Below are 5,228 nucleotides of genomic sequence, written 5' to 3' on the forward strand. Positions count from 1 at the left end.
ACCTTCTGTTCGGCGCACCCGCTCATTCCCGGATCGTCATCCGCTGAATCTTGTTTCCACTGAGGAGGAACGAGAATGTGCTGGGCCCGTTGAATCCGTTGCCACCGACCTGCGCCACGACAATGGCTCCGGTCGGTGTGTTCTGAACCGACGTAACCTCGAGTGTGACCTGCTTGCCGAGGTATTCGTTGTCGCTCCAGTGCCGTATTTCTGGGCGCCCGAGGAAGGTGCGTCCCCAGTCGTCGACTACTCCGTCGCTGGTGAACGTGTCCAGGAATGTCTCCAGGTCAGGGGAATTGGTGGCAGCGATCAGTTGCGCGACCGGTTCTGGGACTGTGTCGGTCATCGTGTTCTCCGATGTTCGATCGGTCGGGTCAACGAGTGGTGTAACCGCCGTTGGCGAAGATGGTCTGGCCGGTGATCCACCAACCGTCCCCGGCAAGGAAGGACACGATCGGCGCGATGTCTTCGATCTTGGTGAGCTGGTTCTTCATGGCCTGCGACTTGTGGAACGCCACCCGCTCGTCGGTTTCCTGCCCATAAAAGAACGGCGTGTCCATCGGCCCGGGAGCGATGTTGTTCACCGAAATGCCCCGCGGTGCAGGTTCCTTCGCCGCCGCACGGGCGAAGTGCTCGACCGGGCTCTTGCCACCGGCGTAGGTGGAGTAGCCGTCGGTGAACGCAGCCAACAGCGACGTGACGATGGAGATGAGCTTGCCGTCGTCGTTGAGTCGCTTGCCCGCTTCCTTGATGAAGAAATACGCAGCCTTAGAATTGATGTCGAACATCGAGTCGTACTCGTCTTCGGAGGTCTCGATGATCGGCTTCCGCAAGACCTTGCCCACCGTATTGACGGCGATGTCAACACCGCCGAACGCATCGATCGCGGTGTCGAACAGGCGCTCGATGTTCTGCGGCTTCGTCAGATCGCCCTGGAACTTCACCGCCTTGACACCGGCGGCCTCCACCGCTGCCACCGTCTTGTCGGCATCCGACTCGGTGCCGTCGCTGTTGTAATGGACGGCGATGTTCACACCCTGTTCGGCGAGCGTGGTGCTGATCAGTCCGCCGAGATTCTTCGCGCCGGCGGCGACGACTGCAGACTTGCCCTGTAGCGATACGGTCATTGGTTGCTCCCTGAGTTTGGGGAATTGCTCTGTGCGCATTCGACGCTAGACCCGCCTTCTACAATTGGAAAACGCACATTGGTGGTGAATCTACAAGCGAACGTTGTACATGGAGGTGATGGCGATGGCGATGGCGAAGTCGGAACCGGGTGGGGCATCGTCCGCGAGCGAACAGAGCGTGTCACCCCTCGACCTGCGGCGGCTGACACAGTTCATGGCGGTGGCCGAGCATCAGAACCTCACCCAAGCAGCGGCGCAGATGTTCTTGACCCAGCAAGCTCTCAGCAGCGCCATGCGCCAACTCGAACGAGATCTGGGAGTCGTGCTCTTCGACCGGCGTGGTCGCCATCTGGCGTTGGCCCCGGCCGGGAAGGCACTGAAGGACGGCGCCGGTCCCCTTCTCGCCGCAGCCCGGGCGTTGACTGCCGAAACACGTCGCGTCGCCGCGGGCGCGGCGGAGGAATTCGTAGTCGCGCATACCCCGGCGGTCACGTCCGAGGAGGTCTTCACCCTCGTCGGACCCGTGCGTGCGGCCCTGCCGCAGATGTCGATTACCGCCCGGCAGATGTATCCCGATGCCCTGCATCAAGCATTGATCGACGGAACAATCGATGTGGGACTTCGCCGCGGGGCCACCACCCCGGACGATCTGGCGGCGGCCACGATTTCCTACGATCCGTTACGGATCGCGGTTCGAACCGGCCATCCGCTCGCTGAACGCGTCCAGATCGACCTCGGCGACATCGCCGACCAAACGCTCGTGGTGTGGGCGCCCCCAGGAGTCTCGTTCTACACGGACTTTCTCGTGTCCGCTTGCCGCCGAGCAGGTTTCGAACCCACCCTGGCCGTCAACAAGACACAGGGGACACCCCCGGTGACCGCCGTGGTCGATAACGACTACGTCGCCTTCGTTACCGCCCCCCGGGGAACTGCGCTGGCGGGACAAGTGCAGGTGCTCGACCTCAAGGACCCCCGCTGGTACCGGTACAGGCTCTTTGGCTGCCCCACACCATTTCTGCGCCTCGCACCGTCATGCTCAGCGGGACAAGTGGAAACACCCCACCCGCGGTATCGGGGGCAGATCCCTAGCGGGGTCTGCACGCCTACCGCTGCGTCGAACTGGACGATATGTCGATTCAGGAGTTCGCCCGCCTGTAGCGCGCGGAAGGGCAGTTGTTGTGTTTTCTACGGCTCTCTGGTGAGCACGGTGCGGTGACGTCCCAGTGAGTGTCAGGGTGGGCGTGGCTCCGGCATGTCTGCCGACCCGGTGGCTTGGGTCGGGGAGGTGAGCGGTACCGAGCGCGTGGTGATTTCGACGTCGATGGTGGTTTGGCGGACCTGTCGGCATTCGCTCACCACTTGACCGTCGGTGACTCGGGTGGGAACCGCCGGCAGGCGTGGCAGCGGTTCTTCGAGCATCTCGGGCAGGTGGCGGTCATCGAGCCGGGACGGGATGTGGTTGAGGCGGTGGCCGGTCTGGGGTTCGTTGTGGTGTATTTGGCGACCCGGCCGGTCTCGTGCGCGGGGCAGACCCGGTTGGGGCTGGGGGAGAACGAGTTTCCGCCGGGGCGGGCGTTGCTGTGCCGTGCTCATGGCGATCATCGTGCGGCTGCCGAGGACAAGGCCGGGCATTGTCGGGCGGTCGGGCGGTGGTTGTCGGCGCTCGTCGACGACGAATCCGGGACATTGCAGGGTCTGCGGTCCGGCGGGGTGCGGGCGCACCTGTTCGACGAGATGTCCGGTCTCCGGGTGCGGGAGCTGCGAGCCATACTGACCGCGGAAACAGGCGCCACGCTGACCGATCGTGGGGTGCGCCGGCCACGGGGCCACGGTCGCCGTGGTGCGCCGCATTGCGGACGGGGCGTGGTGGCAGACTGAGGTGGTCCCAGCCGCAGGCAATTTCCTACAATTCTGCCGCTCCTGACATCCGCCGCGTAGCGCATCTCCCGCCGGACTCACTCGGCCTGTGGGTAATCGTCGAGGCCCAGTGCGTGCTGGTGCAACAGTCGGAGAGTGCGACGACATCTGGCGGCACCGCGCCATAGGGCGCTCGTTCCCCGTCGGCCGACAGGCCGTCGAAGAATGAGCGAGAGGCACCCGTGTCGAGTCGTTCCACACCCCTCTACCCTGACACGTATGGTACGCGGTACACTATCGGCACAAGCGGAGGTGATGGACATGCTCGTCGACCGAGATCGGGCACGCGACTCGATCCATGCCCTGTCGGACCCGGACCTCGTCGAGCTGCTGGTCGAGGAGTTCTCCCGCCGACCGGCCCTGCGTCCCGTCCGTGACGACGTGACGGCGCTGCTGTCGATGAGCCCCGCGCTGGCACGTCAACAGGAGCGTGCGGTCGCCAACCCGGCCGCCGCGGCGGTGGCCCGCACGCGGATCGTCGCGTCCGTGCTGAACTCGATCGTCGACCAGCACGAGATGCTCGACTCCACCGCCGTCAGCCGTGTCCTGGGGAGGGCGGCTACCAGCCGCAACACCGCCAGCCGGCTGTCGACGGCCGGCACGGTGATCGCACTGCCGGTATCGGGGCACAAGCTCTACCCCGCCTTCCAGTTCGACGCCGACCGCCGGCAGGTCCGCCCGATCGTCGCCGAGATCAACCGGGCCCTCGGCGCGAAGGACGACCCGTGGGGTGTGGCGTCCTGGTGGCTCAGCCCGACCGACTTCGCCGACGACCCACGATCCCCGGCGGCCCTGGCCGTCGACGGTGGGCACGAGCAGGATCTGCGGGACATGGCCGACGACCTGACGCAGGACTGAACCCGCGTGACCTACCCGGATCCACCCACACCGTTGCCCGCTGCCCTGATCACCACGATCCCCGCCGATACCTCGCTGTGGCGCATTCACAGCGCCACCCGCGGCGCCGCGGAGTTGAACCCCACCGCCCGGCCCCGCGTCAGGGTTGGGGGCCGGTTCGACAGTCTCGACGGCTCCTACGGATACCTGTACCTCGGTGACAGTCCGGCCGCGGCGGTCGCCGAGACGCTCTGCCGCAACCTTCCTGTCGACCAGTCCCCGCGGCTGATCCCGCGGGCGAATATCGCCGGCCGGGTCCTGAGTGAAGTGCGGACCACCCGCACGGTAAAGGTCGTGGATCTGACCGGGACCGGGGCGTCCCGGATCAACGCCGGCGCCTGGTTGTCCAAGTGCGACCCCTCCGGGTATCTGCACACCCGCCGATGGGTCGCCGCGATCCTCGCCGCGAACCCCGATGTCGATGGCGTGCAATACCGGCCGCGGCACGACGAGAACACTCTCGCCTGGATGCTGGCCGATGACCCGGCCGCGCACACTCACCCCGCCGTCACCGCCGTCGGAGGCGTGATCGCGCTCGACTCCGCCGACGGGCACTACCTGTTGGGTGCGATCCTCACCCCGCACAACGCGGCGCTCGGACCCTGAGCCAGCCGCGTTAGCCGCGGCGGGCGCATGTCCTCGGGGTGCTGTTCGGCGGGCGTGCTGCGAGTCTGAGCGCAAGGGTTTCGGTTCGTCGCCGTCGCGGACTCACTTCTGCTGGTTTGCAGTGTCATTCACGTAGAGGACACCGGTCGGCTCGGGAGAATCGACCCTACGACGCCGTGCGGTTCACGGTGACACGATGTTTGCCGGGTGATGCAGCATCCTCGATCGTCGACGCAATCTCGGCGCAGACGGAACGGTCATGCTTGATGCTCAGCCAGCGCAGCAGCATCATTGAGGAGAGGATCGTCGCGATCGGGTTCGCAATACCGAGCCCGGCGGTATCGGGTGCGGCGCCATGCGCGGCTTGGGCCATGGCCCGCGTTTCCGAGGAGTTCAGTGAGGGAGCGATCCCGATCGAGCCGGCCAGTTCCCCGGTCAGGTCGGACAGGAGGTCGCCAAACATGTTCTCGGCAACGATCACATCGAAACTGTCTCCGCGCCGGACGAGGTGGGCGGCGAGCGCGTCGATGTGCTGATGGTCGACGGAAACCTCGGGGTACTGTTCTGCGACCTCGAGGCAGACGTCGCGGAACAGTCCCGTGGTCATGGTCAGCACGTTGGCCTTGTGCGCGATCGTCACCGAACGCCGGCGGCTGCGGGCGATGCGGAACGCCTCGTGGG

Annotated in this window: 6 protein-coding genes and 1 pseudogene; 4 read left to right on the forward strand and 3 right to left on the reverse strand. The window is 65.7% G+C overall.

Going from position 1 to position 5,228, the window contains the following annotated elements:
* Nucleotides 1-22: 22 nt before the first annotated feature.
* Together AC1D1G_RS41315 and AC1D1G_RS41320 are read right to left on the reverse strand one after the other, a co-directional pair.
* Complete coding sequence (locus tag AC1D1G_RS41315; protein WP_283334123.1) at nt 23-346, reverse strand: Cif family virulence factor; 324 nt, start codon at nt 344-346, stop codon at nt 23-25.
* A 28-nt stretch (nt 347-374) separates the two neighbouring features.
* Complete coding sequence (locus AC1D1G_RS41320; protein ID WP_283353214.1) at nt 375-1,127, reverse strand: SDR family oxidoreductase; 753 nt, start codon at nt 1,125-1,127, stop codon at nt 375-377.
* Nucleotides 1,128-1,257: 130 nt separating this feature from the next.
* Here AC1D1G_RS41320 and AC1D1G_RS41325 point away from each other — a divergent pair.
* The 4 genes and pseudogenes from AC1D1G_RS41325 to AC1D1G_RS41340 all read left to right on the forward strand — a co-directional run bounded on the left by AC1D1G_RS41325 (nt 1,258) and on the right by AC1D1G_RS41340 (nt 4,547).
* Nucleotides 1,258-2,216, forward strand: a pseudogene (locus tag AC1D1G_RS41325) (LysR family transcriptional regulator).
* Between the two features lie 240 nt (nt 2,217-2,456).
* Nucleotides 2,457-3,005 (forward strand): HAD family hydrolase, encoded by a 549-nt coding sequence (locus AC1D1G_RS41330; RefSeq protein ID WP_477956506.1) that lies wholly within the window; start codon nt 2,457-2,459, stop codon nt 3,003-3,005.
* A 300-nt stretch (nt 3,006-3,305) separates the two neighbouring features.
* Nucleotides 3,306-3,902 carry a hypothetical protein gene (locus AC1D1G_RS41335; RefSeq protein WP_283334129.1) on the forward strand — a complete coding sequence of 199 codons (597 nt, stop codon included), beginning with the start codon at nt 3,306-3,308 and terminating at the stop codon, nt 3,900-3,902.
* Between the two features lie 6 nt (nt 3,903-3,908).
* Nucleotides 3,909-4,547, forward strand: a complete 639-nt coding sequence (locus tag AC1D1G_RS41340) for an RES family NAD+ phosphorylase (RefSeq protein ID WP_283334131.1) — start codon at nt 3,909-3,911, stop codon at nt 4,545-4,547.
* 166 nt (nt 4,548-4,713) lie between these two features.
* Here AC1D1G_RS41340 and AC1D1G_RS41345 read toward each other — a convergent pair.
* Nucleotides 4,714-5,228: isocitrate/isopropylmalate family dehydrogenase (locus AC1D1G_RS41345; RefSeq protein ID WP_477956507.1), on the reverse strand; the 515-nt coding region annotated here is incomplete at its 5' end.

Source organism: Rhodococcus sp. P3_B8, from assembly GCF_056402775.1.